Consider the following 26,708-nt stretch of genomic DNA (forward strand, 5'->3'; position numbering starts at 1 on the left):
GTTTATGATCTAGCAGCACCATGATGCTTGGAGGAATACTTTCCCAAGCGCATGTTTATCTCGTCCTCAACCGTCCCATGGTGTCCATGAACCGCGTACCGACCAGTCCCGATTTCATCGCCGATGCCTTGCAACTGATCGCCTTGCCGGCCTGCGCCTGCGATGCCTGCGGCATGGTGGTGGCGGCGAATGGCGCCTTGCAGGCCTTGCTGGGCCGGGATATCGCGGGCCGGCTGCTGGCCGACTGCTTTACGGATGCCTACCGCGCGTCGAGCACCAGCATGCTGCGCGGCGCGCTGGGCGCGGCCGGGCGCGAGCGGCACTGGGACAGCAGCCTGGAAGGGACGGCGGGCGCCATCGCCGTGCAGGTATGGTCCAGGCCGCTGCTGGTGGACGATGGCTTGCCCGGCGCGACCCTCGTGTTTGCCGACATCAGCGTGCAGCAGCGCGACCAGCAAGCCTTGCGCAAGACCTTGCTCGAGCAGCAGGCGATCCTGGAAAGCGCGGCCGTCGGCATCGTCTTTTCCAAGGGCGGCTTCATCGAGGAGTGCAATATCCGTGCCGCCGAGATGCTCGGCTATGCGCGCCACCAGCTGACGGGCATGCCCGGGGCGGTGCTGTACCGCTCCGCCGAGCATTGCCGCGCCCTGGGACTGGAAGCGGCGCCGCTGCTGTCGAAGGGCAAGCCGTACCGCACGGAGCTGGAACTGCGGCGCCAGGATGGCAGCTTGTTCTGGAGCCGCCTGCACGGACGCGCCGTCGACCCCCTCAATACCCATGATGGTACGGTCTGGATCATCGAGGATATCAGCGACCACCGCCGCGATGAAGACCAGCTGCGCCGCGCCATGCTGGAAATGCAGGCCGTGATGGACAACGCGCCGCTGGCCATCGGCTTCCAGCGCGACATGGGCGTGCTGCGCTACAACCGGCGCTTTGCCGAATGCTTCGGCTTCGATGGCGACAGCGGCGTGGGCCTGGCCGTCGCCGACCTGTACCCGTCGCGCGCGGCGTATGACAATGTCGTGCGCCAGGCCGCGCCGCTGCTGCGGCGCGGCTTGCCGTTCCAGGGCGAGATGGAGATGCGCCGCCGCGACGGCTCCACGTTCTGGGCGCTGGCGTATGGCTATGTCCTGAACCCGGAGAGCCAGACGGATCGCGGCCTGCGCGACACGATCTGGCTGTTCGACGACCGCAGCGCGCAGAAGGCGGCCGAGGAGGCGACGCGCCAGCTGATGCTGGAGCAGCAGGCTATCCTCGACAATGCCTCCGTCGGCATCCTGTTTTCCCGTTCGCGCCTGGTCCTGCGCTGCAATCCCCGCTTCGCCGAAATGTTCGGCTACGCGCAGGAGGAGATGACGGGCTTGCCTGCCGCCGAGCTGTTTCCCTCCCCCGCCGCCTACGAGGCGTTTGGCGTGCAAGCCACGCCGCTGCTGGGACAGGGCTTGCCGTACGAGCAGGATGAATCGCTGTTCCGCCGCCGCGACGGCAGCCTGTTCTGGTGCCGCATCCGCGCCAAGGCCGTCGACCAGGCGCACAGCGAGCAGGGCGCCATCTGGATCCTGGAAGACGTCACGGCCAGCCGCCAGACGCAGATGGAAGTGGCGGCCATCATGACGAATGCCTCAGTGAGCATCCTGTATACCAAGAACCGCCAGATCACGCGCTATAACCTGGGCTTTGCCGCGATGTTCGGCTACAGCGGCGACGAGGCGCTGGGCTTGCCCGGGCGCGCGCTGTACGTGTCGCAGCAATCCTACGAATTGCTGGGCGCGGCGGCCTTTCCCTTCCTGTCCGTGGCCAAGCCCTTCCAGACGGAAGTGGAAATGATGCGCCGCGACGGCAGCACCTTGTGGGCGCAGCTGATCGCCTATGTCGTCAATCCCGACGATCCCGCCGCCGGCACCATCTGGATCATCGAGGACCGCACGGAAGCCAAGCGCGCCGAAGAATCCCTGCGCAACGCGCTGCTGGAAAACCAGGCCATCCTCGACAGCGCCGTGCTGGGCATCTCGGTGGTGGAGGGCGGCCACAATTTGCGCGCCAACAGCAAGATGGAAGAGCTGTTCGGCTATGGACCCGGCGAGATCAACGGCCTGTCGGTGCAGGCCCTGTATCCCGACGTGGCCGCGTGGAAGGCGGCGCGCGGCGAGACGGCGCGCGATTTCGATGCGGGCAGAGTGCACATGTCCGAATACCAGCTGGTGCGCAAGGATGGCAGCCGCTTCTGGGCGCGCCTGTCCGGCCGGCCGTTCGACCTGGCGCATGCGCATGGCCGTTCCGTGTGGCTGGTCGACGACGTGACGGCGCGCCGCGAGGCGGCCGAGGCGGTGCGCCGCGCGCGCGACGAGCTGGAATTGCGCGTGCAGGAGCGCACGGCCGAACTGGCCGGCGCCAACCTGCTGCTGCAGGGCGAAATCGTCGAGCGGCGCCAGGCCGAGGCGCGGGTGCATCACATGGCGTACCACGACAACCTGACGGGCTTGCCGAACCGCGCGCTGCTGTCGGACCGGCTGGAGCGGGCCATGCTGGCCGCGCAGCGCTCCGGGCGCAAGCTGGCCGTGATGTTCATCGACCTGGACCGCTTCAAGACCATCAACGATTCGCTGGGCCACATGACGGGCGACCTGCTGCTCAAGGAAGTGGCCGCCCGGCTGTGCGGCGCCGTGCGCGCCAGCGACACGGTGGCGCGCCTGGGCGGCGATGAATTCGTCGTGCTGGTGCCGGGCATCCGCGGCAGCGACGAAGCGGCGCACGTGGCCGAGAAGGTCATCGAGGCGCTGACGCCCGCCTTTCCGCTCGACGGCCACGTGCTGCACGTGACGCCGTCGATCGGCATCTGCCTGTATCCGGACGATGGCGGCGATGTCGACGCGCTGATGCGCCATGCGGATGCGGCCATGTACCACGCGAAGGGCAATGGCCGCAACAACTACCAGTTCTTCACGCAGACGATGAACCAGGCGGCGGCCCTGCACTTCGACCTGGAAAGCAGCTTGCGCACGGCGCTGGCGCTGCAGCAGTTCGAGCTGTTTTACCAGCCGGTCATCGATATCGCCACGCGCCGGCTGCACGGCATGGAAGTGCTGCTGCGCTGGCGCCGTCCCGGCCACGGCCTGGTGCTGCCGGACCGCTTCATCCCCATCATGGAGGAAAACGGCTTGATCGTGCCGGTGGGCGAGTGGGTGATGCGCCAGGCGTGCGAACAAAGCATGGCCTGGCAGCGCCAGGGCTTGCAGCCCGTGCCCTTGGCGGTGAATCTGTCGCCGCGCCAGTTCATGCACAAGGGCCTGGTGGCTGCCATCGGGACCGTGGTGCGGGAAACGGGCATCGACCCGGCGCTGCTGGAATTCGAGATCACCGAGACGGCGCTGATGCAGCACGGCGAGCATACGCTGGAGATTTTGCGGCAGATCAATGGCATGGGCTTGCGCCTGTCGATCGACGATTTCGGCACCGGCTATTCCAGCCTGGCCTACCTGAAGCGCTTCCCCGTGAAGAAGGTCAAGATCGACCGCGCCTTCATCAAGGACCTCGAACACAGCGGAGAGGACCGCGCCATCGTGGCGGCCATCATCGCGCTGGCCGACAGCCTGCAATTGTCGGCCGTGGCCGAAGGCGTGGAGACGGAAGAGCAGTTCGCCCTGCTGCAGGCGAACGGCTGCCGCTATGCGCAGGGCTATCTGTTTTCCGCGCCCGTGCCTGCCGTGAACGCGCAGGCCTTGCTGGAGCGGATAGCCCTTAGTTAATCAATCGTCGCCACGACGGGCGCGTGGTCGGACGGCTGTTCCCATTTGCGGGGCACGCGGTCGATCACGCAGGCCGTGCAGCGGGCGGCGAGGGCGGGCGAGAGCAGGATGTGGTCGATGCGCAGGCCCTTGTTCAGGCGGAAGCCCAGCTGGCGGTAATCCCACCAGCTGAACGATTTGTCCGCCTGCTCGAACAGGCGGAAGGCGTCCGTCAGGCCGAGGTCGAACAGGCGCTGCAGGGCGGCGCGTTCCTTGTCCGAGACCAGTACCTGGCCGGCCCAGGCGACGGGGTCGTGCACGTCGCGGTCGTCGGGCGCGATATTGTAGTCGCCGACGACGGCCAGCTGCGGGTGCTGCTGCGCTTCTTCGGCCAGCCAGTCGTGCAGGGCGGCCAGCCAGCCCAGCTTGTATTCGTACTTGTCCGAATCGATGCTCTGGCCGTTCGGCACGTAGGCGCAGACGACGCGCACGCCACCGATGGTGGCGGCCAGGATGCGCTGCTGCGCATCTTCATAGCGCGGGTTGTTCTTCACCACGTCGGTGATCGGCAGCTTCGACAGGATGGCCACGCCGTTGTAGGTTTTCTGGCCGCTGAAGACCACCTGGTAGCCGGCCGCCTCGATTTCGGCGACGGGGAACTTGTCGTCCGTGAGCTTGGTTTCCTGCAGGCAGAGTATGTCGACCGGGTTGTCCGTCAGCCATTGCAGCACTTGCGGCAGGCGCACTTTGAGCGAATTGACGTTCCAGGTGGCGAGTTTCATGGGAAAAATCCTTGCTTGAATAGGTATCGATAGGCGCGAATCTTACCGCATGCGTGTCGCCGGCGTCCTGCGCTGCCTGGCCGGTGCGGGCTTTATTTACTTGCCGGGAATAAGAGTGCAAATAAAATATTTATACTTAACCAATCGTGGCGCATGAATATTATGTTTTTGTGTATCATTGATCAACCCCTATGTTTGATTTGGCATAAGTGGCTGGCGCGGCAGGATGCGTCTGGCCGTTTAACGCGACAAAGGTGTAAAGTTTCTCGCTAAAACGCGATAAAAACTACTAAAATGGCACCGTGTAACAACTGTGTCATACGGCTTTGTTACAGCCAAGTTAAGAACCGAACAGGAAGCAGTTGTAATTAGTTGTAATTGCTATTCCGATTACATGACCACTGTGCCGGGGACGGAGTGTCAATTCCGTCCTTGGCGCCGCCAGACTTGTTATATAAATTGCAGTACTATATCTATGAGACTGTTTTGCGACATCAATAGATGGTACTATTTTGAAATGTTGCAGTTTTAATAGTGAGACTTGCGCGTAGCATTTGCAAAGGAAGAAAATGCGAACTGCATTTGAAGCGTGGGCGCAGCGTGACGGCCACATTGTGCGGCGAAGAGAAGACAAACCGGATGAGTACCTGATTTTCGAGACCCAGCGCCGCTGGGTTATCTGGCAGGCTGCTCTGACGCATGGCAAGACGGCTGCCAAGCCGCGCGTGAGCGCGGCCGAAAAGGCGGCGAAAGCCCAGCGCGCGCTGGAAATGTCTTCCGATGAAGCGACCGTGCGCAACAAGGTGCTCAATGAGGTGCTCGACGCCTTCAGCGGCGCCGATGGCGCGGCCGGCATGGAAGGCATACTGAAAGTGATCCAGGGCCTGAAGCAGAAGCAGAAGGCACTGGCCGACGACAAGAGCGAAGATTCCACGGCTTGAGGGGACGGCGATGCGTTATCGGCACTACAAGGGCGGCATTTATGAACTGGTGTGCGAAGCCACGCTGGAAGCGGATCTGACGCCGATGATCGTGTATCGCGCCGCCGACGGTTCCATCTGGACCAGGCCGAAAGACGTGTTCTTTCAACTGATCGAAGTCGAAGGCGTCATGGTCCAGCGTTTCGCTCCCATCAACTGATGGCCGCCTGCGTGCGTGCCCGGGATACTCTTCATGCGTAAATTGCTGCCTGCCGCTCTGGTGCTGGGCCTTGCCTGCGCCGCGGCGCGGGCCGAAACCATCGGTTCGGTCGACACGGTGTTCAAACTGATCGGCCCTGACCACAAGATCGTCGTCGAAGCGTATGACGATCCGCGCGTCGCCGGCGTCAGCTGCTATCTGTCGCGCGCCAAGACGGGCGGCATCAAGGGCGCCGTCGGCCTGGCCGAAGACAAGGCCGATGCGGCCGTCGCGTGCCGCCAGGTGGGGCCGCTGCAATTCAAGGGCAAGCTGCCGCGCCAGGAAGAAGTGTTTACCGAGCGTGCCTCGATCTTCTTCAAGCACGTGCGCGTCGTGCGCATGGTCGACAGCAAGCGCAATGCGCTGGTCTACCTCGTGTATTCCGACCGCCTGATCGAAGGCAGTCCGAAAAACAGCGTCACCGCCGTCGCCGTGCCTGGCGACCAGCCGATTCCCGTCCGTTAAGCGAGCTCCCATGCGCGTGCCGCTGTCTGCTCCCTTTGCCGCCAGGACGCTGCTGCTGTTGGGCCTGGGCGGCTGCGCCACGCTGACGGGCAACACCGAGCAAATGGTGCTGGTGCAAACCATCCAGGACAACCGCGAGCTGACGGGCGCCGGCTGCATCCTCAGCAACGACGTGGGCAAATGGTTCGTTACCACGCCCGGGCGCATCACCATCCGCAAGAGCCAGGAACCGTTGAAGGTCGATTGCCGCAAGCACGGTTCGCCCGCCATCGCGACGGACGACCATATCGATCCCAAGCTCAATGGCAGCGTCTGGGGCAATGTCATCCTGACCCTGGGCGTCGGCTATTTCGTCGACCGCAACACGGGCGCCGGCTTCGACTACCCGTCCATTCTGACCATCGTCATGCAGGACCCCGCGCGCCTGGCACCGCCGCCCGCGCCGATTTCAGCGTCGCCGCCAGCGGCTGCCGTGCCGGAAACGGTGGTGCAGCCGAAAGTGGCGCCATCGCCTCTGCCCAATCCCGTCGTCTACTGATTCAAACGTACATAAAAAAACCGCCATGGTCGCAAGACCTGGCGGTTTTTTGTGCATGGCGCTGCCGATAGCGCATGGCGCTACCCTACCGGCAAGCGTCAACTTATACGCGGTTGATCAGGAACGTCGTCAAGAGTGGCACTGGACGGCCGGTCGCGCCCTTCGAGCCGCCCGACTTCCACGCCGTGCCGGCGATGTCCAGATGCGCCCAGGTGTACTTCTTGGTGAAGTTTTCCAGGAAGGCCGCTGCCGTCACCGAGCCGCCGCCTGGCGTGCCGATGTTGGCCAGGTCGGCGAAGTTCGACTTCAACTGCTCGTTGTACGCCTCTTCGATCGGCATGCGCCATGCCGTGTCGCTCGACTGCTTGCCTGCTGCCAGCAATTCATTGGCCAGCTGGTCATGCGCCGCATCGCTGCGCGTAAACAGGCCGCTGTTGTGGTGGCCCAGGGCCACGACGCAAGCGCCCGTCAGGGTGGCGATATCGACCACGGCCGCCGGCTTGAAGCGTTCTGCGTAGGTCAGCGCGTCGCACAGCACCAGACGGCCTTCGGCGTCCGTGTTCAGCACTTCGATGGTCAGGCCGTTCATGGAGGTGACGATGTCGCCCGGCTTGGTGGCGCGGCCCGACGGCATGTTTTCGCACGCGGCGATGACGCCGATGACGTTCAGCTTCAGGTTCATTTCGCCGATGGCGCGGAAGGTGCCCAGGACCGAGGCGGCGCCGCACATGTCGTACTTCATTTCATCCATGCCAGGACCGGCCTTGATCGAAATGCCGCCCGTGTCGAAGGTGATGCCCTTGCCGACCAGGACCACTGGCGCATCCTTGGCCTTGCCGCCCATGTGTTTCAGGACGATGAACTTCGGCGGTTGCTCGCTGCCGTTGGTGACGGACAGGAAGCTGCCCATTTTCAGCGCTTCGAGCTGTTTGCGGTCCAGCACTTCGACTTCGAACTTGTAATCCTTGGCCAGCTGCTTGGCGGTGTTGGCCAGGTAGGTCGGATTGGCGATGTTCGCCGGCAGGTCGCCCAGGTTGCGCGTCAGGTCGGAACCGTTGGCGATGGCGATGGCTTGCGCCAGCGCGCCGCGCGTGGCTGCCGTTGCAGGCGCCGCCAGGACGATCTTGCGCACGCCTGCCGGTGCCGGATCTTTTTTGCTTTTCTGCGAGTCGCAGCGGTATTCGCTGTCGTGGGCGGCTTGCACCACGCAACGGATTGCCCAATTTACGTCGCGCTCTTTCACTTCAGTCAGCGGTAGTGCGATAATGGCGTCCGCAGCGCCCAGCGAGCCGAAGGCCTTCAGTGCGGCTTGTACGCCGGTCGTGAAGCTTTTTTCGCTGACAGCGTCATCGCTGCCCATGCCTACCAGCAGAACACGTTCGGCGGCGACGCCATCGACTGCGCGCAGCAGCAAAGTGCTGCCAGGCTTGCCGCTGATGTCGCCGGACTTCAGCGCAGCCGAAATCGCACCCTTGCTGTCCAGCGATTTTGCCGCTGGCGACAGTTTTTTGTTTTCGAATACCGCAACCGCGATGCATCCGCTTTTGGCCGTGCCGAGGGTGCTCTTGGTATCGAATGCTTTTATGCTAAAGTCCATTTGGTTCTCCGTTTTCATTTACTAGTAACGTGTTACTCAACTAACTGACCCGAATTATAAACTCCGAATGATCTTTCAACGCGCCCTTCGACGTGAATTGGCTAGTGCCGCCGGGGCCACCTTCACAGTTTTGTTCAGCATCCTGCTCACCTGGATGCTGATCGGTATTCTCGGCAAGGCGGCGGGCGGCAAGATCGCGTCGTCCGACGTCATGTCGCTGATGGTTTTTTCCGCCCTGATGCAGCTGCCCACCATCCTCATCCTCACCGGTTTCATCTCGGTGCTGATGGTCGTCACCCGCAGCTACAAGGAGTCGGAGATGGTGGTGTGGTTCGCGTCCGGCCTGAGCCTGTCGCGCTGGATCTGGCCCGTGCTCAGCTTCGGCTTGCCGCTGGTGCTGGCCACCGGCATCCTGAGCCTGTACGCCACGCCGTGGGCGCAAAAGAAGAGCGATGAATACGTGGCGCGCTTCGAGAAGCGCGAAGACCTGCAGAAAGTCACGCCTGGCCAGTTCCGCGAATCGGCCGGCAGCAACCGCATCTTCTTCGTCGAGGGCGTCAGCGGCGAGAAGACCGTGGTGCAGAACGTCTTCGTCAATACCGTCGATGAAAAAGGCAGCGCCGTCGTCGTCGTCGCCAAGGAAGGCGTGATCAACACCGACGCCAAGGGCGAACGCTTCCTGGTGCTCAAGAGCGGCCGCCGCTACCAGGGCGTGCCGACGCAGGCGGACTTCCAGACCATGGAATTCGAACAGTACATCATGCGCATCGAGAGCAAGCAGCAGGAACTGGGCGCGGAACTGGGCGTGCGCGCCATGAGCACCATGGCGCTCATCGCCGAGCCGAATCCCTACACCATGGCCGAATTGCTGTGGCGGGTGAGTGCGCCCCTGATCGGCCTGATGCTGATCCTGCTGGCCATTCCGCTGGGCTTTGTCAATCCGCGTGCCGGCAGTTCGACCAATTTGATCATCGCCCTGCTGATTTTCTTTACGTACAGCAACCTGATCAAGGTCATCGAAGCGAGCGTGAAGCAGGGCCGCCTGACCTTCGGCCTGGCCTGGTGGCCGCTGCACCTGCTGGCGGCGCTGGCCGTGGTGGGGCTGTTCGCGTGGCGCCTGAATGTGAACCACCGCTATCATCCGCTGGTCCTGCTGGCGGCTTTCAAGCGCGCGCGCCGCGCCGGCAACACAAGTAAAGCGGCATCGAAATGAAGATTTTACAGCGCTATTTTGCGGTCTCGATATTCCAGGCGGTGCTGTTCGTGCTGCTGGCCTTCCTGGCACTGCAAGCCTTCATCGACCTGACGGGCGAGCTGCCCAAGGTGGGGCGCAACGGCTACACCATCCAGTATGCCTTCCTGTACGTGCTGGTGCTGGTGCCGGGACACGTGTACGAGGTGATGCCGATCGCGGCGCTGATCGGCACCATCTACACGATGGCGCAGTTTGCCGCCAGCTCCGAATTTACCATCATGCGCGCATCGAGCATGTCGACGGCGATGGCGGCCGGTTTCCTGTTCCGCATCGGTATCGTCTTCGTCGTCATCACCTTCATCTTCGGCGAGTTGATCACGCCGCGCACGGAACCGCTGGCCGAACGCCTCAAGCTGACCTCGCGCGGCGCGGCCGTATCGAGCGAATTCCGCTCCGGCCTGTGGACCAAGGACATGGTCAAGAGCGAGGGCTTGACGGGCACCGTCACCGGTTCGCGCTTTTTCAATGTCGGCGAAGCGCGTCCGGACGGCCAGCTGAAAAACGTCAAGCTGTATGAATTTGACACCGATATGCGTTTGCGCACCTTGACCGTGGCCAAGGGAGCTACGTATCAGGGCAATAATATCTGGCGCCTGACCGAGGTGACGGAAACGTCGTTCTCGAACAGCGCGGCCGCCTCGCCCGGCTTCGAGCCGAAGCTGGCGAACTACTATGGGCAGGAAACGAGCCTGGTGCGCACGGTGCAAAGCGCCAGCAAGGACATGACGTCGGAAGTGACGCCGAAGATCCTGACGGTATCGGCGTCCGATCCCGAGCGCATGTCGGCCAGCGAACTGGCCGTGTACACGCGCCACCTGGCCGAGAACAAGCAGGAAACCGAGCGTTTCCGCATCGCCTTCTGGAAAAAACTGATCGATCCGCTGGCCATTTTCGTGCTGATGGCGCTGGCGCTGCCGTTCGCCTACATGCATACGCGCAGCGGCGGCATCAGCCTGAAGATCTTCATCGGCATCATGATCGGCGTGAGCTTCATGCTGGTCAACACCCTGTTCTCGCATCTTGGCCTGCTCAGCACCTGGCCGGCCTTCCTGACGGCGGTGGCGCCGAGCGCCCTGTACCTGCTGCTGGCGCTGGGCGCCCTGTGGTGGGTGGAGCGGCACTGATGGAGACGAACGTGCAGCAGGCGCTGATCCTGTTTGCCCATGGCGCGCGCGCCGCATCGTGGGCCGCGCCCTTCGAGCGCCTGCGCGACCTGATCCAGGCGCGCATGCCGGGCACCGGCGTGCACCTGGCCTTCCTGGAGCTGATGTCGCCGCGCCTGCCCGAACTGGTGGCGACCCTGCTGGCCCAGCTGCCCGCCGGCGCCATCCTGGACGCCACCGTGGTGCCCGTGTTCCTGGGGCAGGGCGGGCATGTGCTGCGCGACTTGCCGCTGTTGCTGGAAGAATTGCGCCAGCAGCATCCGGCGCTGCGCCTGAAGGTGGTCGAGGCGGTGGGCGAGAACGCCAGCGTGCTCGCCGCCATCGCCGATTACTGCGTGGCGGCGCCAGGCTCCAGCCCTCTGCCTTGAACGGCATCGACATCGTCTACCTGTGGGTGGACGGCGCCGATCCCGCCTGGCGCGCGCGCCGGCAGCAGGCATATGCCGCCTGGGCGCAGGCGCATCCCGGCCAGCTGGCCCTGCACGGCAACGTGGCGGGGCGCTACCGCGACAATGGCGAACTGCGCTACAACCTGCGCGCGCTCGAGCGCTTCTTCCCCGGCCACGGCCATGTCTACCTGCTGACGGACCGGCAAGTTCCCCGCTGGCTGCGCGCATCAAAGCGTCTGACGGTGATCGACCATGCCAGCCTGATGCCCGATGCATCCCTGCCGGTGTTCGATTCCGGCCATATCGAATCGTATCTGCACCATATTCAGGGTCTGTCCGAGCGTTTCCTGTATCTGAACGACGACGTGTTTTTCGGCGCGCCGTTCGAACCCGCATTCTGGTTTGGCGGGGAAGGGGACGGACGGTTGAGTGTTTTCACGGAGAGCGCGCTGCAGGATGAGTTGCAGGGCTTGCGCGCCGACGTGGCGGCGCCCGTCAATTGCGCCACCTTGTCGCGGCAATGGCTGTCGGCGCAGTACGCCGATTACCGGCATGAACCGCGCTTGTATGCGCATGCGCCGCGGCCCATGCTGAAAAGCGCACTGCAGGTACTGGAAGGGCTGGCGCCGGCCATGTTTGCCGGCGTGCGCGCGACGGTGTTCCGCTCGTGGCAGGTGCCGGCCTTGCTGCCCGACCTGGTGCCGCGCTGGATGGTGCATCAGGGGCTGGCGCGCTCGCGCATGCTCGACCCGCTGCATATCGCCAGCGGCGATGTGCAGGCGCCGCAGCAGCTCGAGGAGCTGGCGGCGCGTTTCGGCAGCTTGCCGTTTTTCTGTATCAACGATACCTGCGACGAGGCCGAGGACGACGACCCGCGCCTGTTGCGCGTGGCCGCTACCTTGCAGCGGCTGTTGCCGTTGCCATCCTCGTTTGAACTGGGCTAGGCCAGCTGTGTCTTCGGCGCCAGGCTGATGCGGGCGGCGGCCGCGCTGTCGGACAGCGAAGCGAGGAACAGCAGCAGATAGGCGCCCAGTTCGAAGACTTCCTCGCCCAGCAGCGCATAGGCGTCCGGCATGCCATGGAAGACCTTCTTGTCGAAGGGCCAGCCGGCAACCATCAGCAAGCCGCCGATGGCCGTCAGGATGGTGATGCGCATGCTGAAAATCTGCGGCGCATGGGCAAATACCTTGCGCGCGCGCGGTGCGAAAAAGATCAGCACGCGTATCAATATCAGCAGTTCCACCACGCGCAGGGCTTTTTCCAGCTGGGCCCAGGCGGGCGCCGTGCCGAACTGGTCGATATCGAGTTCGCGCAGCAGGAAGCCGAACAGCAGGGCCGACAAGCCGGCATGCATGAGGAAACGCAAGGATTGGCGGTCAGTCTCTTGCCAGGCGCGCGTGCCATGCACGCTGCAGGCCAGGGCCAGGAACAGCGCCTGCAGCCATTCCAGTAAGTGGTTTTCATCGTCGATATTCGGGAACACCGTCCACAGGGCGATGGAGGCGAGCATGCTGAGCAGCACAGCGCCGGCGACGCCGGCATTGCTGCGGCTGAGCGAAGTCAGGGCTTCGCGCACGGAAGAGAAATTCATTGTTGATTGTGACGGCTCAAGTTGCGCGGCGCGGTATTGCAGCCTGCGGGCGCAGCTTTTTTCGGGGAGATTGCCGGGCGGCTCCCGTCAGCCGGGAGGCCGCGCAGCAAGCGCTATGGCGGGGCGAAGCGTGATTTTCTTGCTATCACGCAACAACTTCTCGAGAAAAGATGCGTGAGCATCGTATCATGTTTCCTCGGAAGACGTCAGTTACTGACTTTAAAGTCGGTAAAATACGGTGTGTTTATTCAAGCATGGCGCGCCAGAATGGCGACCGCTGCTTCCGTGGCCTGGTGCGCGCGCGTGGCCATGGCGTCGCCCAGCATCACCAGCACGGGGCCGTGGGTGTCGCCCAGGCCATGCGCCAGGCTGCTCAGCGGCAGGCGCACGATGCGCTGGTCCGGGCGGCTGCAGTTTTCAATCACCACCACCGGGGTGTCGGCACGGCGGCCCTGGGCCAGCAGGCGCTGGGCCGTGGCGATGGCTTCGCGGCCACCCATGTATTGCACCAGGGTATCGCAGTCGGGAATGCGCGTCTGATCCGGCTCGCCCGGCGCCGTGCTGGAAGTAAAGAAGGCGACGCTGCGCGACACGCCACGCTTGGTCAGCGGCTGCTGCGTGGCGGCCGCGGCCGCCAGGGCCGTGGTGATGCCGGGCACCACTTCGACGGCGATCCCCGCCTCTTCCAGCGCGCGCAATTCCTCGTCGGCGCGGCCGAACAGCATGGGATCGCCCCCTTTCAGGCGCACGACGACGGCGTGCTTGCGCGCGTTGTCGACCAGTTGCTTGTTGATGAACGCCTGTGCCGTCGATAGCTGGCCGCAGCGCTTGCCGACCAGGATTTTTTGCGCCTGCGGGCACAGCTCCAGCATCTCTTCGGTGACCAGCGCGTCGTGCAGCACGACGTCCGCTTGCGCCAGCAGGCGCGCGCCGCGCAAGGTCATCAGGTCTTGCGCGCCGGGGCCGGCGCCGACCAGGTAGACCTTGCCGGGGAGAGATGGGGAGCTGTTCATATGGCTGCCTTTCCTGGACGATACGGGGTTAGAGCCGGACCATGCCGGCCGCGACCGTCTGGTGGGTCACTTCATCGATCAGGATAAACGCGCCCGTGGCGCGGATATCGGCATACGCGTCGGCCGCCAGCGCCTGCTGCACGTTCAGGCTGATGCGGGCGATGTCGTTCAGCTTCAAGCCTTCGGCCGGGTGGCGCTGCTGCGTGTTGATGTCGAGGATAGATTCGATCGCCGTCACCTTGGCCGCCGTCTGTTTCGTGCCGTGCTTGATCCAGTACTTGCGGCGCAGGTCCAGCGCGTCTTCCGACAGCCAGCACACGTCGGCCACCACCTGTTTCAGCAGGGTGGCAGGGCGATCGTTGCTTGCCAGCAAGTCACCGCGCGAGATATCCAGGTACTCATTGAGCAGCAAGGTCACGGACTGGCCCACCACGGCCGTCGGCAGCGAGCCGTCCAAGGTGACGATATCCTTGACGGTGGCCGTCTGGCCCGATGGCTGCACCACGAGGGTGTCGCCGATGCTGACCTTGCCCGCCTCGATACGGCCCATGTAGCCGCGGAAGTCGTTTGCTTCGTGGCCATTGTGGCGCGCCACCAGCTGCACGGGGAAGCGGAACGGCGTGTCGTGCGATTCGTCGTAGACGGACAGCGATTCGAGCAACTCGATCAGGGTCGGACCCGTGTACCAGCCCAGCTTGTCGCCGCGTTCGACGACATTGTCGCCCGTCAAGGCAGACAGGGGGATCGGCGTGATGTCCTTCAAGCCCAGCGACTGGGCGAATTCGCGATAGGCGGCGACGATGCGGTTGTACACCGTTTCATCGTAGTCGACCAGGTCCATCTTGTTGACGGCAACGACCACGTGCTCGATCTGCAGCAAGTGGGCGATGGTCGAATGGCGTTTGGTCTGGATCAACAGTTCCACGCTGCCATCGTCACCCAGTTTGACCTTCGACACGTCGATCAGGATGATGACGGCGTCGGCGGTCGATGCACCGGTCACCATGTTGCGCGTGTATTGCTCGTGGCCGGGCGTGTCGGCGATGATGAATTTGCGTTTCGGCGTGGCAAAGTAACGGTAAGCCACGTCGATGGTGATGCCTTGCTCGCGTTCCGCTTCCAGGCCGTCCGTCAGCAGCGACAGGTCGACCGTGTCGCCCACCGTGCGTTTGTGCTTGGAGCGCGACATGGCGTCGAGCTGGTCGGCGAAGATGCCCTTGCTGTCGAACAGCAAACGGCCGATCAGGGTGCTCTTGCCATCATCGACGGAACCGGCCGTGATGAAGCGCAACATGCCGCGTTCGACGCTGTCGGTGAGATTGGTGTTCTGGATTGCTGCGTTCATTAGAAATACCCTGCTTTCTTGCGTTTTTCCATCGAGGCTTCGGACGTCTGGTCATCCATGCGGGTGGCGCCCCGTTCCGTGATTTGCGTGATTGCCGTTTCGGCGATGATGGCGTCGACCGTCGCCGCATCCGATGACACGGGGCAGGTGCACGAAATATCGCCCACCGTGCGGAAGCGCACGACCTGCGTTTCCACCGTTTCGCCTTCGCGCGGCGGCGTCAGATCCGTCAGCGGCACCAATAAACCGTTGCGCGGGATCACCTGGCGCTCGTGCGCGAAGTAGATCGGCGGCAATTCCAATTTCTCGCGGGCGATGTATTGCCACACGTCAAGTTCGGTCCAGTTCGAGATGGGGAAGACGCGCATGTTTTCACCGGGATGCACGCGGGTGTTATACAGGTCCCACAGTTCCGGACGCTGGGCTTTCGGGTCCCAGGCGCCGAATTCGTCGCGGAAGGAAAAGATACGTTCCTTGGCGCGGGCCTTTTCCTCGTCGCGGCGGGCGCCGCCTATGCAGGCGTCAAAACCGTGTTCGGCGATGGTTTCCAGCAAGGTCACGGCTTGGGCCGCGTTGCGCGAATCCGTGGCCGGGTTGCGCAGGCGCACGGTGCCGCGCTTGATCGAGTCTTCCACAGAGCCGACGATCAGGCGTTCGCCCAGTTCCGCCACCTTCTTGTCGCGGAAAGTGATGACTTCCGGGAAGTTGTGGCCCGTGTCGATATGCACGAGGGGAAACGGGAACTTGCCTGGGCGGAAGGCTTTCTCGGCCAAACGCAGCAGGACGACGGAATCCTTGCCGCCGGAAAACAGCAGCGCAGGGTTGGCCGATTCGGCCGCCACTTCGCGCATGATGTGGATGGCTTCCGATTCAAGGCTGTCGAGGTGACGCTGGTTCAAAATATTGCTCATATAGGGTGCTTTCTTGTTCTGCTGTATCTGTTGTGTCTGATCAAGCTGCCACGGATTTGATGCGTATCAATTTGCCGTCCACCATGTGCAGGCCGCATTCCTTGGAATCCGGATTTTCCCACCACCAGCGTCCGGCGCGCACGTCTTCGCCCGGCTGCACGGCCCGCGTGCACGGTTCGCAGCCGATCGACGGGTAGCCCTGGTCGTGCAGCGCGTTGTAGGGCACGTCGTTGGCGCGGATATAGGCCCACACGTCTTCTTCCGACCAGTCGGCCAGCGGATTGAATTTCGTCATGCCATGCGCGGCGTCCTCTTCCTGCACGTGCAATTCGGCGCGCGTGGTGGACTGGGCGCGGCGTTGGCCCGTGACCCAGGCCTTGTTGCCGGCCAGGGCGCGGCCCAGCGGTTCGACCTTGCGGATGCGGCAGCATTCGCGGCGCATCTCGACACTATTGTAGAACGCGTTCAAGCCATTCTGCTCCACGTAGGCGGCCACGGCTTCCGGCTGCGGGCGGTACAGGGTGATGTCGTGCGCGTAGCGGGCCTTGACCTTGTCGAGCACGGCCAGGGTTTCCTGGTGCAACCGGCCTGTTTCCAGGGAAAAGATGCCGATGGGCAGCTTCGCCTTGAGAATCATGTCGGTCAGCACCATGTCTTCGGCTGCCAGGCTGGACGCGAACACGGCCGGCGAAAAATCCGCGGCGATGCGTGTCAGCGTTTGCTCGGTGGCGTGTATCAAAGAAGTCAGATCGCTCATGATGGGCCCTCAGATGCCGGCCGCGTTGTCGAGGTCAGGATTCTGGCCTTCGCGCTGGTGGCGGCGGAACAGCGGCGATTTTTGATCCCACGACGCCTGGTAGGTTTCCGAAAAGACAGACAAACCTTTCAGTGCGTCATGGATGCTGCGGTCCGGGCGCGTCGCATACGCATCGAAACCGACCCTGTGCATGGAAAACAGCTGGTCGCGCAACACGTCGCCGATGGCGCGCAATTCCCCCTGGAAACCCAGACGGGCGCGCAGGTTGAAGGCGATGGAATAGCCGCGGCCATCCGTGAATTTCGGGAAATCCACGCCGATGACGGGCAGTAGCGCCACGTCGGCTGCCAGTTCTTCCGGGCGCTCGTCGCTGGCCAGCCACACGCCGATGTCGGGCAGGCGGGCGGCCAGGGTTGCGCGCTGGGCTTGCCAAACGAGCAATGGCACGATGACCTTGCCGGCGGGAACGACCACCGTGTCCGGCGTGTCGTTTTCATCGAGGCGCAGCAAGCCCCAGGTATTCGGCACCACGGCGGCGTTCTTGATGATTTCTTCGCGTACTTCAAACATATTCGTCTTCTCCCACCAGGTTGCCGACGGTGATCGGCGTTGCATATACGTGTTCCTTGAACGGCGCCAGGCCCAGGCGCTGGGCCGTATCGACGAAGCGCTCGCCTTCGTGGCGGTCGCGCACGTAGACGTGCAGCAGGCGGCCGATGACTTCAGGCATCTGCAGGGAAGAGAACGATGGTCCGATGATCTTGCCGATGGCCGCATTATTGCCTTGCGCGCCGCCAATCGACACTTGATACCATTCGCTGCCATCCTTGTCGACGCCGAGGATGCCGATGCTGCCCACGTGGTGGTGGCCGCAGGCATTGATGCAGCCGGAAATATTCAGTTCGATTTCGCCGATGTCGTGCTGGAAGTCGATGCTGTCGAAGCGTTCCGCGATGGCGGCCGCGATCGGCAAGGACTTGGCGTTGGCCAGCGAGCAGAAGTCGCCGCCGGGGCAGCAGATCATGTCCGTCAGCAAACCGATGTTCGGCGTGGCCAGGCCGTGCGCCTTGGCTTCTTGCCACAGTGCAAAGAGTTTCGATTGCTCCACGTCGGCCAGCACCAGGTTTTGCTCGTGCGTCACGCGCAGTTCGCCAAAGCTGTAGCGGTCGGCCAGGTCGGCCACGAAGTCGATCTGCTCGGCCGTCGCGTCGCCCGGCGGCACGCCGGTCTTCTTCAGGGACAGCACCACGGCCACGTAGCCGGGGCGCTGGTGCGGCTTGACGTTGCGCGCCAGCCAGTTCACATACGCCTTGTTGTCCGCGTGTTCGGCCTTGTAGTCGAGTTCCGGCAGGGTCAGGTAGGCGGGCGGATTGAAGAAGTCCGCCACGCGCTGCATTTCCTCGGCGCTCAAGGTTTCCGGACCATCCTTCAGATCGACCCACTCCGCTTCCACCTGGCGCGTGAATTCTTCCACGCCGATGGCTTTCAACAGGATCTTGATGCGCGCCTTGTATTTGTTGTCGCGGCGGCCGTGCAAGTTGTACACGCGCATGATGGCCTGGATGTAGGTCAGCAAGTGCTGCCACGGCAGGAACTCGCGCACGACGCTGCCCAGGATGGGGGTGCGGCCCATGCCGCCGCCGGCCATGACCTTGAAGCCCACTTCGCCGGCCGCATTACGCACGGCCGTCAAGCCGATATCGTGCACGGCGATGGCGGCGCGGTCTTCCTCAGCGCCATTGATGGCGACCTTGAACTTGCGTGGCAGGGCGATGAACTCGGGGTGGAAGGTGCTCCACTGGCGCAAGACTTCCGCGTACGGGCGCGGATCGATGATTTCATCGGCGGCGACGCCGGCGAACGGGTCGGATGTTGTATTACGGATACAGTTGCCCGAGGTCTGGATCGCGTGCATTTCCACGGATGCCAGGTCCGTCAGGATGTCGGGTGTTTGCTCCAGCTCAATCCAGTTGAACTGGATGTTCTGGCGCGTGGTGAAGTGGCCATAGCCGCGGTCGTACTTGCGCGCGATGTGCGCGAACATGCGCATCTGCTTCGACGACAGCAAGCCGTACGGCACGGCGATGCGCAGCATGTAGGCATGGCGCTGCATGTACAGGCCGTTTTGCAGGCGCAGCGGAATGAATTCCTCTTCCGTCAGTTCATTGGCGATACGGCGCGCAACCTGGTCTCGGTACTGGGCGATGCGTTCTTTGATGATGAGGTGGTCGTACTGATCGTAATGGTACATATCAATTCCTAAAAAAGCCGGGGTGCTGGAAGATTGCCTGGGATTATGTTCTTGATACTGTTCGTGTCACATGGTCGGTCAATTAATAGATTAGCTTCACTGCCACGCCGGTCAAGGTCATCGCCAGCAGCACTCTTAAAAACTTTTCCGGCACGGAGCGGGCGACCCAGGAACCGAGCGTGATGCCAGGCAGGGAGCCGACCAGCAAGGAGGCCAGCAATTCCCAGTGGATGGAACCGAGCCACCAGTGACCGAGGGCGGCGATGGCCGTCAGGGGCACGGCGTAGGCGATATCGGTGCCGGCCACTTCGGCCGAGCTCATGCGGGGATACAGCATCACCAGCAAGGTGGCGCCGATGGCGCCGGCGCCGATCGACGACACCGTCACCAGCACGCCCAGGACGGCGCCGGAAATAATGGTCGCGGCGGCAAGCTTGTTGCCTTGCAATTGTTTCTCGGGGTGGGCATTGATCCAAGCCAGCATGCGGCCCTTGAAGATCAGCGCCACGACGGTCAGCAGCACGGAGCCAGCGATCGAGTAACGGATGATCTGGCCGATTTCCGGCGACAGGGTGCCGAACGATTTCAGCGCCAGGGTCGAGACGACGGCGGCGGGCAGGGCGCCGATGCACAGGCGCTTGACGATATCCCAGCGGATGGTGCCGCGCAGGCGGTGCGTCAGCGTGCCGGCGCTCTTGGTGATCGAGGCGAAGGCCAGGTCGGTGCCCACGGCCACGGAAGGCGGCACGCCAAACAGCAAGGTTAACAGCGGCGTCATCAGCGAACCGCCGCCCACGCCGGTCATTCCTACGAGTAATCCTACGGCAAATCCTGAGACTATATAAGACAAAGTCATGCTTTCACCCCCAAAGTACCCGCAATAGTAATAAACTTGGCGTTTAATCCAAACTACTAAGTACGCATTTGCTTATATGCGATATGCGTATATGCATGAACGCAAAATCATGGGTGGGGCGGAAACTCGGCAAATCACGGCAATCTAGGGCAAACCAGCAATGAATCTCCATCAACTGCGCTTCGTGCGCGAAGCGGTCCGGCAGAATTACAACCTGACGGACGCCGCCAAGGCCTTGTTTACGTCGCAACCGGGCGTTTCGAAAGCCATCATCGAGCTGGAGGAAGAACTGGGCGTGGATATTTTTACCCGCCACGGCAAGCGCATCCGCGGCTTGACGGAGCCGGGCCGCCTGGTGCTGGAATCGGTCGAGCTGATCATGCAGGAAATCGACAGCATGAAGCGCATCGGCAAGGAATTCGCGGCGCAGGACAGCGGCAGCTTTACCATTGCCACCACGCATACGCAGGCGCGCTACACCTTGCCCAAGGTGGTGCAAGCCTTCATGCTGAAGTTCCCGAAGGTAAGATTGTCTTTACTGCAAGGCAATCCGCGCCAGATCGCCGAAATGGTGCAGCGCGACCAGGCCGACCTGGCCATCGCCACGGAATCGATCGCCGCCATCGATGGCTTGATCACCTTGCCCTGCTATCAATGGGAACACGTGGTGGTGGTGCCGGTCGACCACCCGCTGCTCAAGTCGAAGTCCGTGACCCTGGAAGAAATCGCCGCTTTCCCCCTGATTACCTATGACAGCGCGTTCGCCGGACGCAACAAGATCGACCATGCTTTCGTGCTGCGCGGCCTGAAGCCGGACATCTTGCTGGAGGCCATCGATGCGGACGTGATCAAGACTTATGTCGAGTTGGGCATGGGGATTGGTATCATAGCGGGTATGGCCTTCGATGCCGAGCGCGACAAAGGTTTGCGCGCCATCCCTGTCGGCCACCTGTTCGGCATGAATGTGTCGCGCGTGGCCGTCAAGCAAGGCGCGTATTTGCGCAGCTATATCTACACCTTTATCGAGTTGCTGACGCCGACCCTGAACCGCAAGCTCATCGAGCAGGCGATGAGCGGTGATAAAGAGCACTACGAACTATAACAATGCATGAAATCGGCCGGGCGAGGTGCCTGGCCAAGATTATTTAAGAAGAGAAGAAACAATGATTACCGATCAGCTTGCCAAATATTACGCCACCATCGCGCAGCAGTACGAGCGCGTCTATGACAAGCCCGAACGCCAGGAAGACCTGGAAGTGTTGCGCGACAAGGTCGCCGACGTGCTGGAAGGCCACACCGTGCTGGAACTGGCTTGCGGCACCGGTTACTGGACGGAAGTGGTCGCCGAGTCGGCCGAGTCCGTGCTGGCCACCGATATCAACGATGAAATGCTGGCGCTGGCCCAGGCACGCGGCTTGCCCGACAACGTGACCTTCGCCAAGCTCGACGCATTCAATCTGCCGGACGATCTGCTGGGCAAGTTCACGGCCGTGTTCGCCGGTTTCTGGTGGTCGCACGTCAAGCGCGAAGACCAGGACAAATACCTGAAGCAATTGCGCAGCAAGCTGGGCAAGGACATCCTGCTGGTGCTGATCGACAATTCCTATGTCGACGGCAGCAGCACGGTCATCGCGCGCACCGACCTGGAAGGCAATACCCACCAGTTCCGCACGACGGAGGGGGGGGAGCGCTATGAAGTGCTGAAGAATTTCCCATCGGATAGCCACCTGCGCAAGAAGTTTGCCCACTCGGCCCGCGAAATCCGCATGAAGCGCCTGGAATACTACTGGCTGCTGAGCTGCCGCCTGAAGTAAGGCAGTCACGGCAACACAAGCCGCCCTCGGGCGGTTTTTTTTCGCCTGTTGTTTTTATTTAACAAGATGTTGTGCTAAAAAACAACATCTTGTCGATGTCATATTGTTGAAGTATTTGGTGGGCATGATTCGGTTCAGCAGCTAAGCAGCACCACTCTTGTCCAACCTAATGTAGAGAATCTCAAGTGAAAAAAATTACTCTGGCAGCATTGATCATCGGCACCTTCGCAGCAGCTACGGCACAAGCACAATCGAACGTCACCGTGTACGGCCTGGTTGACCTCGGTATTGCCAAGACCACTGGCCAGCCGACGGTACAACGCGAAAACAACGCGTCGCGCCTCGGTTTCAAGGGTACGGAAGATCTGGGTGGCGGCCTGTCCGCAATTTTCAACCTGGAAAGTGAATTCCTGGCAGACACCGGCGCGCAAAAAGGCGTGTTGTTCGACCGTCAAGCGTATGTGGGCTTGAAAGGCGCGTTTGGTACCGCCATCCTGGGCCGCACCAAGAATCTGGTCGATGGCACCATCGCCCGCGTCGATCCGTTCAACACCTACGGCGTGGTCGGCAAGAACAATGAAACCTTGCTGCGTTCGGGCGTCGGTTCGTCGCGCGTCAACAATGCCGTGACCTACAACAGCCCAAGCTTTGAAGGTTTCGTGGGCAGCCTGCAATACGTGTTGAGCGAAGTCAACAGCGCTGACGCAGGCGTGATTGGCCTGGCAACCTACGACAACGGCCCGATCAGCTTGCACGCCGGCTACGAAAAAGCCGTGCAAGCAACGGCAACGGCCGCCAAGCCTGACCTGTGGTCCATCGGTGGCGGCTATAAATTCGGCCCGGCCAAGATCACGGCCGCCTACTCGAAAGGCGACACCAAGGTAGCCACGACTGGTGAATTCAAGTCCTACCTGATCGGCCTGAACTACACGGTTGGCGGCGGCGATGCCAAAGTGTCGTATGGCAAGCAAGAGCAAAGCAACAACAAGTTCAAGGATCAGGACACCATCAAGGAATTCGGCGTCGGCTACGACTACCACCTGTCGAAGCGCACCGACGTGTACGCTTACGCTGGCCGCGAGCGCGTGAAGTCGCTGACCTCGTACCAGATCGGCCTGGCACACAAGTTCTAAGCATCGTTCGATGTGACGACGTGAAAGGCGCCTGCGGGCGCCTTTTTTATTGCATCGCCGCCGCTGCCGCCTCCGCATGCATGGGCAGCGAGATGTCGATGCGCGTGCCGCCCAGTTCGCTGTCGGCGCCGATATGGATGCTGCCGTTCAATCCCCACACCCGTTCGCGCATGCCCAGCAAGCCCAGGGCCGTGGCTTTTTCCAGGTCGTGTTCGGCAATCCCGCGGCCGTCGTCCTGGATGGTGATGGCCAGCGAGGAATCGATGCGGTGCAGGGCGATGGTGATGTGGCTGGCCTCGGCATGGCGCGCGATATTCGTCAGCGCTTCCTGCACGATGCGGTAGATGGCCGTGCTGCGCGCATCGTCGAGTACGAGGTCGGCCTCGTCGGCCAGCAAGTCGAAATGGATGGCGCGGCGCAGCAGGAAGTCGTGGCGCAGTTTTTGCAGCGCAAAATATAATCCGCCTTCATCGAGCGCGCGTGGACGCAGGTTGCTGGCGATGCGCCGCAACGAGGTGATGGCCGTCACCAGCAAGCCATCCATGCTGTGCAGCAAGGCTTGCAGGGACTCGGTGGTGTCCGTGTGCTGGCGCACCAGGGTCAGGTCGACGCGTAAGGTGGCCAGCAATTGCCCCAGGTCATCATGCAATTCACGCGCGATATGCTTGCGCTCCTCTTCGCGGATGGATTGCAGTGCACTCGACAATTCGCGCAGTTGCGAAAAGGAGCGGGCCAGCTGTTCATGCATCTGCTGGCGCGCGCTGATGTCGCGCACGATGATGGTAAACACGCTATGGCCGTCTTCCTGCATGGCCGAGAGCGAGCCTTCGAGGGGAAACATGAGGCCATCGCTGCGCCGTCCCGTCAGCGTGTAATCGGTGGCGCGCCGGCCCGTCAGGCGCAGCTCCTGGCTGATGTCGCCAAACGGCGGATCGCCATCGTGCTTGCCCAGGCCGCCCAGGGTGCGCAAGTCGCGCAGGATGTAGTGGCCCAGGCGCATGCCGCGCATGCCGGCCGGCGTGTCGTCGAACAATCTGGCTGCCGCCGCGTTCGCATGCAGGATGATTTGCCCGCTGTCGATGCTGATGAAGGCGTCGCTGGCGCTGTCGATGATGGCCTGGCCGCGGGCCTGCCGCTGCCGGCGGGCTTTCAGTGGAGGAAACAAGCACAGCAAAAGCATCGCTGCCATGCCTAGCGGCAGGATGCGCAGCAGTGTCGAACTGCCTCGGTCAGGCATGGGATTCTCCTTGCGAACGTGAACGAAGGCAGGCAAGACAGGAGCGACGGACAGGACTTGATATAGCCTATGCCTGTTGGCGCGGCGTGGCTTGATGTGGCGCAGGAAGGGGAAAGAAGAGGGGCGCGCGCCGCGCCGGCCTGGGCCGGGCGGCGGCGGGAGACTTACATTTGCTTGAACAGGTGCAAGAAGCTGCGGCTCACTTCGAGCTTGTCGGACTTGCCTTTGATGAGTACCAGGTGGCGGCCGCGGATGTCGCGCGTCACGCCTTCGATGGCATTCACGTTGACCAGGGTGGCGCGGTGGATTTGCCAGAACAACGAAGGATCGAGCTCTTCGGCCAGGTCGCGTACGGGCTTGCGGATCAATGCCTCGTACTTGGCGGTCTGCACGCAGGTGTATTTCTCGTCAGAACGGAAGAACAGGATATCTTCCACGGGGATCATGCGCAAGTCCTGGCCGATGCTGGCCTGTATCCATTGCAGGTAGGTGGGCTTGGCCGTGATTTTTTCCGCCAGCTGCGACAGCATGGCCGTGACGCTGCTGTTGACGTCCAGGGCCGGCTTGTTCAAGTGCGTTTTCAGGCGCTCCACGGTGACCAGCAAGCGCTCATGCTCGGGCGGCTTGAGCACGTAGTCGACTGCGCCCCGCTCGAAGGCTTCGACGGCGTGGCTATCGTAGGCCGTGACGAAGACGATATGCGTCTTGCTGCCGATCACTTGCGCCGCTTCCATGCCTGTCTTTCCCGGCATGCGGATATCGAGGAAGGCAAAATCCGGTTTGAGTTGTTCCACCAGTTCGATCGCTTCGTCGCCATTCTTGGCTTCGCCGATGATTTCCAGTTCAGGCCAGGCTTGGCCCAGGCGCAGGCGCAGCTGGTCGCGCATCAGTCTTTCGTCGTCGGCAATAATAGCGGTAGGCATAGGTCTCAAGTGTGAACAGGCGAAGATTGATTATTCAATGATTTAGCGTTTTTATCAACTACTCTGTCTTATTTGGACAATTGATATGGCACTTCGATCACGGCGCACACGCCGGACGGTTGATTTGGCGTAATGGTCAGGCTGCCCTGGTCGCCATGCAACAGCTTCAGGCGCTCGCGGATGGTGGGCAAACCCAGTCCCGTGCCATCGCTGGGCACCACGCCAAAGCCCAGGCCGTCATCGGTCACCGTCACGCGCAGCTTGCTGTGCGCCACTTCGGCCACGATGCGCAGGGTGCCGCCCTCCGGTTTGACTTCCAGGCCGTGCTTGATGGCATTTTCCACCATCGATTGCAGCATCATGGGCGGGAAGGCGGCGCTGCGCAGGCCGTCGGGAATCTGGAAGTCGACGGTCAGGCGTTCTTCCATGCGCATTTTCAGCAGGTTCAAGTACGCTTGCACCATGTCCGCTTCACGGCCCAGGTTGGTAATCAGGGCGTTGTCGCGCATTTGCGGCAGCACGGCGCGCAGATACTGGATCAGGCTGCGCTGCATCTTGGCCGCGCGCGGCGGGTCGACCTGGATCAGGTGTTCGACGGAAGCAAGCGTGTTGAACAGGAAATGCGGCTCGACCTGGGCTTGCATCATCTGCATCTTCGCTTCGCTGAGCTGGCGCTGCATGGATTCGCGCTCGGCGGCCTCGTTTGCCGTGACGGTTTCCGCTTCCGCGCGTTTCTTGCCGCCGACCAAGGCCTTCATGGCGAACAGGGCCAATACCAGCAAGGACACAAAGCTCTTGAACCAGGTCGACGCTTGCTGGTGATAGCGCGACACTTTTTGTTCTGCCGCATCATCGACGGCTTCTTCGATGGCATTCGACAATTCCTCACCGATTTGCGGCGGCAGTTCAATATGGACTTCTTCGCCCGAGGCATTCGTCGTTACTGGGTAGCTGGGCTTGGCGGGGGCGGCCGGCGGTTCCGGCGGCGCCGGCGGCACGGCGTTTGCGTGCTCGTCCGCCTCGGCGGCATCGGCCGGCTCGCTGGCCGCATCCGTCGTGCTGCTGCGCCGGTTCTTGCTGTTGCGGGGATTGAAATGGATGCCCGTATCGTCGATCAGGATATTGGTTTCACCCGAGCCCTTGCTGCTGCGCTTGTGCGACTTGATGACCACTTCTTCATTCTGACTGGACGAGAACAGTTCATCTTGCAAAATGGAACCGGCGATCAGGGCCAGCGCAGCGAACAGGAAGAATTTCCACCAGGACAGTTGGGTGACCCAGGTCGTCGTCGCGTCGAATGCCCGTTGCAACCAAGCGAGGATGGTTTTCAACAATTGGGGCAGGCTGGAAATCGGAAGCATGGGGGCACTTTCAAGTACAAGAGTTAATCGACGCAGCGGGCAAGTTTAACCTCTTGTTGAGCCGCGTCAGAGTCTGATGTTGCCACTGTGCCTAAAGACCACGAACTACGCCAGCCGATTGCGACAGGCTGCACAAAAAGGCGCTTGAAGTGAAGACAAGGCTTGCTGGGCTGTGAGAGCGGGGAAATAGCCCTTGCGGAGAGTGCAGGGCACGGCTATAATTCGCCCCCTCGCTGAACGACGCATGCAAATGCCGAGTGAGACGAGAAAAAGAAGGAGTTGACGGACGTAGCAAATTGCTTCATACTCTTCCTTCTTCGCAGCTGACAAACACAACGCTTTGTCGATAGCGCGAAAGCAGTAACCGAATACAGTTCTTTAACAATTAACAGTCGATAAGTGTGGGCATTTGATGTAAGT

25 protein-coding genes are annotated in these 26,708 nt (G+C 62.0%); 12 read left to right on the forward strand and 13 right to left on the reverse strand.

Features of this window, described 5'->3' with window-relative positions; genetic code table 11:
• Positions 1-86: 86 nt before the first annotated feature.
• Positions 87-3,749 (forward strand): EAL domain-containing protein, encoded by a 3,663-nt coding sequence (locus tag O3300_RS25825; RefSeq protein ID WP_305054507.1) that lies wholly within the window; start codon positions 87-89, stop codon positions 3,747-3,749.
• Here O3300_RS25825 and xth read toward each other — a convergent pair.
• Positions 3,746-4,510, reverse strand: a complete 765-nt coding sequence (gene xth / locus O3300_RS25830) for an exodeoxyribonuclease III (RefSeq protein WP_305054508.1) — start codon at positions 4,508-4,510, stop codon at positions 3,746-3,748. The two genes, O3300_RS25825 and xth, sit on opposite strands and share 4 nt — an antisense overlap.
• Positions 4,511-5,079: 569 nt before the next feature.
• Between xth and O3300_RS25835 the strand changes: the two genes are divergently transcribed.
• From O3300_RS25835 to O3300_RS25850, 4 genes are read left to right on the forward strand one after another with little or no spacing between them, the layout of a single operon-like run.
• Entirely contained in the window at positions 5,080-5,451 is a 372-nt protein-coding gene (locus O3300_RS25835; RefSeq protein ID WP_034751548.1) for a hypothetical protein, read from the forward strand.
• Positions 5,452-5,461: 10 nt separating this feature from the next.
• Positions 5,462-5,650 (forward strand): DUF1653 domain-containing protein, encoded by a 189-nt coding sequence (locus O3300_RS25840; protein ID WP_034782199.1) that lies wholly within the window; start codon positions 5,462-5,464, stop codon positions 5,648-5,650.
• Between the two features lie 33 nt (positions 5,651-5,683).
• On the forward strand, positions 5,684-6,154 hold the full coding sequence (locus O3300_RS25845) for a CreA family protein (RefSeq protein ID WP_251350049.1): 471 nt from the start codon (positions 5,684-5,686) through the stop codon (positions 6,152-6,154).
• Between the two features lie 10 nt (positions 6,155-6,164).
• The gene (locus tag O3300_RS25850) at positions 6,165-6,692 is read left to right on the forward strand and encodes a hypothetical protein (RefSeq protein ID WP_305054509.1); all 528 of its coding nucleotides are present in this window, start codon (positions 6,165-6,167) and stop codon (positions 6,690-6,692) included.
• A gap of 103 nt (positions 6,693-6,795) precedes the next feature.
• Here the strand turns inward: O3300_RS25850 and O3300_RS25855 are convergent, their stop codons facing one another.
• Positions 6,796-8,289 carry a leucyl aminopeptidase gene (locus O3300_RS25855; RefSeq protein ID WP_289906114.1) on the reverse strand — a complete coding sequence of 498 codons (1,494 nt, stop codon included), beginning with the start codon at positions 8,287-8,289 and terminating at the stop codon, positions 6,796-6,798.
• 67 nt (positions 8,290-8,356) lie between these two features.
• On the opposite strand from O3300_RS25855, the gene lptF reads away from it, so the two are divergent.
• Genes lptF through O3300_RS25875 form a run of 4 tightly spaced genes read left to right on the forward strand, consistent with a single transcriptional unit; the run spans position 8,357 to position 12,040 of the window.
• Complete coding sequence (gene lptF / locus O3300_RS25860; protein WP_077401100.1) at positions 8,357-9,502, forward strand: LPS export ABC transporter permease LptF; 1,146 nt, start codon at positions 8,357-8,359, stop codon at positions 9,500-9,502.
• Positions 9,499-10,668, forward strand: a complete 1,170-nt coding sequence (gene lptG / locus O3300_RS25865; protein ID WP_289900075.1) for an LPS export ABC transporter permease LptG — start codon at positions 9,499-9,501, stop codon at positions 10,666-10,668. Before lptF ends, lptG begins: the two co-directional genes overlap by 4 nt.
• A complete protein-coding gene (locus tag O3300_RS25870; RefSeq protein WP_305054510.1) occupies positions 10,668-11,075 on the forward strand; it encodes a sirohydrochlorin chelatase in 408 nt (135 codons plus the stop codon). The genes lptG and O3300_RS25870 overlap by 1 nt, the downstream gene beginning before the upstream one ends.
• Entirely contained in the window at positions 11,072-12,040 is a 969-nt protein-coding gene (locus O3300_RS25875) for a Stealth CR1 domain-containing protein (RefSeq protein WP_305054511.1), read from the forward strand. Before O3300_RS25870 ends, O3300_RS25875 begins: the two co-directional genes overlap by 4 nt.
• Here the strand turns inward: O3300_RS25875 and O3300_RS25880 are convergent.
• From O3300_RS25880 to O3300_RS25915, 8 genes are all read right to left on the reverse strand, one after another.
• On the reverse strand, positions 12,037-12,687 hold the full coding sequence (locus O3300_RS25880; RefSeq protein WP_305054512.1) for a hypothetical protein: 651 nt from the start codon (positions 12,685-12,687) through the stop codon (positions 12,037-12,039). The two genes, O3300_RS25875 and O3300_RS25880, sit on opposite strands and share 4 nt — an antisense overlap.
• A gap of 248 nt (positions 12,688-12,935) precedes the next feature.
• Positions 12,936-13,700, reverse strand: a complete 765-nt coding sequence (cobA, locus tag O3300_RS25885; RefSeq protein WP_305054513.1) for a uroporphyrinogen-III C-methyltransferase — start codon at positions 13,698-13,700, stop codon at positions 12,936-12,938.
• A gap of 28 nt (positions 13,701-13,728) precedes the next feature.
• On the reverse strand, positions 13,729-15,045 hold the full coding sequence (locus O3300_RS25890) for a sulfate adenylyltransferase subunit 1 (protein ID WP_251350055.1): 1,317 nt from the start codon (positions 15,043-15,045) through the stop codon (positions 13,729-13,731).
• Complete coding sequence (gene cysD, locus O3300_RS25895; RefSeq protein ID WP_176390377.1) at positions 15,045-15,956, reverse strand: sulfate adenylyltransferase subunit CysD; 912 nt, start codon at positions 15,954-15,956, stop codon at positions 15,045-15,047. Before cysD ends, O3300_RS25890 begins: the two co-directional genes overlap by 1 nt.
• Positions 15,957-15,996: 40 nt before the next feature.
• A complete protein-coding gene (locus O3300_RS25900; protein WP_305054514.1) occupies positions 15,997-16,713 on the reverse strand; it encodes a phosphoadenylyl-sulfate reductase in 717 nt (238 codons plus the stop codon).
• Positions 16,714-16,722: 9 nt separating this feature from the next.
• Entirely contained in the window at positions 16,723-17,283 is a 561-nt protein-coding gene (locus O3300_RS25905; RefSeq protein ID WP_305054515.1) for a DUF934 domain-containing protein, read from the reverse strand.
• On the reverse strand, positions 17,276-18,964 hold the full coding sequence (locus tag O3300_RS25910; protein WP_099665032.1) for a nitrite/sulfite reductase: 1,689 nt from the start codon (positions 18,962-18,964) through the stop codon (positions 17,276-17,278). The genes O3300_RS25905 and O3300_RS25910 overlap by 8 nt, the downstream gene beginning before the upstream one ends.
• 82 nt (positions 18,965-19,046) lie before the next feature.
• Positions 19,047-19,820 carry a sulfite exporter TauE/SafE family protein gene (locus O3300_RS25915; protein WP_289906107.1) on the reverse strand — a complete coding sequence of 258 codons (774 nt, stop codon included), beginning with the start codon at positions 19,818-19,820 and terminating at the stop codon, positions 19,047-19,049.
• A 160-nt stretch (positions 19,821-19,980) separates the two neighbouring features.
• Between O3300_RS25915 and O3300_RS25920 the strand changes: the two genes are divergently transcribed.
• The 3 genes from O3300_RS25920 (at position 19,981) to O3300_RS25930 (ending at position 22,767) form a co-directional block, all read left to right on the forward strand.
• Positions 19,981-20,922 carry a CysB family HTH-type transcriptional regulator gene (locus O3300_RS25920; protein ID WP_034751505.1) on the forward strand — a complete coding sequence of 314 codons (942 nt, stop codon included), beginning with the start codon at positions 19,981-19,983 and terminating at the stop codon, positions 20,920-20,922.
• Between the two features lie 61 nt (positions 20,923-20,983).
• Positions 20,984-21,634, forward strand: a complete 651-nt coding sequence (locus tag O3300_RS25925; RefSeq protein WP_099665030.1) for a class I SAM-dependent methyltransferase — start codon at positions 20,984-20,986, stop codon at positions 21,632-21,634.
• A 185-nt stretch (positions 21,635-21,819) separates the two neighbouring features.
• Positions 21,820-22,767: a porin gene (locus O3300_RS25930; protein WP_046682561.1), complete on the forward strand. Its 948-nt coding sequence runs from the start codon at positions 21,820-21,822 to the stop codon at positions 22,765-22,767.
• 46 nt (positions 22,768-22,813) lie between these two features.
• Here the strand turns inward: O3300_RS25930 and O3300_RS25935 are convergent, their stop codons facing one another.
• The 3 genes from O3300_RS25935 to O3300_RS25945 all read right to left on the reverse strand — a co-directional run bounded on the left by O3300_RS25935 (position 22,814) and on the right by O3300_RS25945 (position 26,288).
• Complete coding sequence (locus tag O3300_RS25935) at positions 22,814-24,004, reverse strand: PAS domain-containing sensor histidine kinase (RefSeq protein ID WP_289918459.1); 1,191 nt, start codon at positions 24,002-24,004, stop codon at positions 22,814-22,816.
• Between the two features lie 164 nt (positions 24,005-24,168).
• A complete protein-coding gene (locus O3300_RS25940; RefSeq protein WP_305054516.1) occupies positions 24,169-24,927 on the reverse strand; it encodes a LytTR family DNA-binding domain-containing protein in 759 nt (252 codons plus the stop codon).
• A 68-nt stretch (positions 24,928-24,995) separates the two neighbouring features.
• Positions 24,996-26,288, reverse strand: coding sequence for a sensor histidine kinase (locus O3300_RS25945; RefSeq protein ID WP_289906105.1), 1,293 nt, complete (start codon positions 26,286-26,288; stop codon positions 24,996-24,998).
• Positions 26,289-26,708 lie beyond the last annotated feature (420 nt).

This window comes from Janthinobacterium sp. SUN206 (genome assembly GCF_030587305.1).
Lineage (GTDB): Bacteria > Pseudomonadota > Gammaproteobacteria > Burkholderiales > Burkholderiaceae_D > Janthinobacterium > Janthinobacterium kumbetense.

What these genes read in the sequence shown, in the direction of transcription:
- O3300_RS25825 (WP_305054507.1), top strand. Translation starts at nt 87, where the DNA reads ATGAACCGCGTACCGACCAGTCCCGATTTCATCGCCGATGCCTTGCAA.
- xth (WP_305054508.1), bottom strand. Translation starts at nt 4,510, where the DNA reads ATGAAACTCGCCACCTGGAACGTCAATTCGCTCAAAGTGCGCCTGCCG.
- O3300_RS25835 (WP_034751548.1), top strand. Translation starts at nt 5,080, where the DNA reads ATGCGAACTGCATTTGAAGCGTGGGCGCAGCGTGACGGCCACATTGTG.
- O3300_RS25840 (WP_034782199.1), top strand. Translation starts at nt 5,462, where the DNA reads ATGCGTTATCGGCACTACAAGGGCGGCATTTATGAACTGGTGTGCGAA.
- O3300_RS25845 (WP_251350049.1), top strand. Translation starts at nt 5,684, where the DNA reads ATGCGTAAATTGCTGCCTGCCGCTCTGGTGCTGGGCCTTGCCTGCGCC.
- O3300_RS25850 (WP_305054509.1), top strand. Translation starts at nt 6,165, where the DNA reads ATGCGCGTGCCGCTGTCTGCTCCCTTTGCCGCCAGGACGCTGCTGCTG.
- O3300_RS25855 (WP_289906114.1), bottom strand. Translation starts at nt 8,289, where the DNA reads ATGGACTTTAGCATAAAAGCATTCGATACCAAGAGCACCCTCGGCACG.
- lptF (WP_077401100.1), top strand. Translation starts at nt 8,357, where the DNA reads ATGATCTTTCAACGCGCCCTTCGACGTGAATTGGCTAGTGCCGCCGGG.
- lptG (WP_289900075.1), top strand. Translation starts at nt 9,499, where the DNA reads ATGAAGATTTTACAGCGCTATTTTGCGGTCTCGATATTCCAGGCGGTG.
- O3300_RS25870 (WP_305054510.1), top strand. Translation starts at nt 10,668, where the DNA reads ATGGAGACGAACGTGCAGCAGGCGCTGATCCTGTTTGCCCATGGCGCG.
- O3300_RS25880 (WP_305054512.1), bottom strand. Translation starts at nt 12,687, where the DNA reads ATGAATTTCTCTTCCGTGCGCGAAGCCCTGACTTCGCTCAGCCGCAGC.
- cobA (WP_305054513.1), bottom strand. Translation starts at nt 13,700, where the DNA reads ATGAACAGCTCCCCATCTCTCCCCGGCAAGGTCTACCTGGTCGGCGCC.
- O3300_RS25890 (WP_251350055.1), bottom strand. Translation starts at nt 15,045, where the DNA reads ATGAACGCAGCAATCCAGAACACCAATCTCACCGACAGCGTCGAACGC.
- cysD (WP_176390377.1), bottom strand. Translation starts at nt 15,956, where the DNA reads ATGAGCAATATTTTGAACCAGCGTCACCTCGACAGCCTTGAATCGGAA.
- O3300_RS25900 (WP_305054514.1), bottom strand. Translation starts at nt 16,713, where the DNA reads ATGAGCGATCTGACTTCTTTGATACACGCCACCGAGCAAACGCTGACA.
- O3300_RS25905 (WP_305054515.1), bottom strand. Translation starts at nt 17,283, where the DNA reads ATGTTTGAAGTACGCGAAGAAATCATCAAGAACGCCGCCGTGGTGCCG.
- O3300_RS25910 (WP_099665032.1), bottom strand. Translation starts at nt 18,964, where the DNA reads ATGTACCATTACGATCAGTACGACCACCTCATCATCAAAGAACGCATC.
- O3300_RS25915 (WP_289906107.1), bottom strand. Translation starts at nt 19,820, where the DNA reads ATGACTTTGTCTTATATAGTCTCAGGATTTGCCGTAGGATTACTCGTA.
- O3300_RS25920 (WP_034751505.1), top strand. Translation starts at nt 19,981, where the DNA reads ATGAATCTCCATCAACTGCGCTTCGTGCGCGAAGCGGTCCGGCAGAAT.
- O3300_RS25925 (WP_099665030.1), top strand. Translation starts at nt 20,984, where the DNA reads ATGATTACCGATCAGCTTGCCAAATATTACGCCACCATCGCGCAGCAG.
- O3300_RS25935 (WP_289918459.1), bottom strand. Translation starts at nt 24,004, where the DNA reads ATGCCTGACCGAGGCAGTTCGACACTGCTGCGCATCCTGCCGCTAGGC.
- O3300_RS25940 (WP_305054516.1), bottom strand. Translation starts at nt 24,927, where the DNA reads ATGCCTACCGCTATTATTGCCGACGACGAAAGACTGATGCGCGACCAG.
- O3300_RS25945 (WP_289906105.1), bottom strand. Translation starts at nt 26,288, where the DNA reads ATGCTTCCGATTTCCAGCCTGCCCCAATTGTTGAAAACCATCCTCGCT.